The sequence below is a fragment of the Oleiphilus sp. HI0123 genome, from assembly GCF_001635315.1.
In genome coordinates this window covers 1-623 of sequence record NZ_LWGE01000490.1, presented here as the reverse complement: position 1 = coordinate 623, position 623 = coordinate 1, and the positions used below count along the sequence as shown (strand labels likewise).

General features: G+C 45.3%; 1 protein-coding gene. It reads right to left on the bottom strand.

All coding sequences use genetic code 11. The features are described from left to right. A partial coding sequence (locus A3761_RS26940; protein WP_197472822.1) for a VanZ family protein occupies window positions 1-623 on the bottom strand: 623 nt, incomplete at both ends.

The window sequence follows — 623 nt, the reverse complement described above, 5'->3', positions numbered from 1 at the left end:
GCCAGTCTCGATGCAAGTAGGCGAAACGCATTCCGGGATAGAGGGCATCTTTATTAAAGCGAAGCTTTCCAACCTGAGATTCATTAGCCCAGTCACCAGGTGCTTTGACAACTTCAAGCTCACTGCCATTTTTTGCTAACACAATTTGAGCCCAGCCAAAACTCTCGAAGTTCGCGATCACCGGAAATAAGCGATCAGCCTCCAGCTTCACATAACATCGATAAGCTGGGTAAAGCAGGCTTGCCAAAATCAAAAACAAAGCTATTCCCTGCATCATCATTTTCCGGCTTCTGCTAGTACTTCGAAATCGAGCGAGATACCACAGCAATGCAGCCAAACAACCAAAAACATCGTAAACAAAGTCTATTAAGCTACGCTCCCGGCCTACATAAGGCTGAACCAGCTCAACCAACAAACCAAACGAGAGGCAAAATAAAAGAAGGTAAATCAGCTCTTTTAAGGGCCGAAGCTGAGCAAAAAAAACCAGCAGCAGATAGGTCGCTAAACCGAAGACCAAAGCATGGCCAGAGTTGATCAAATGAGGATAAACCAAACCTTCAGAAGGCAACAAACTGAAGAACAATAAGCAAGCGAGTAGTAATACGCCACTTGGCAGTGCTTGC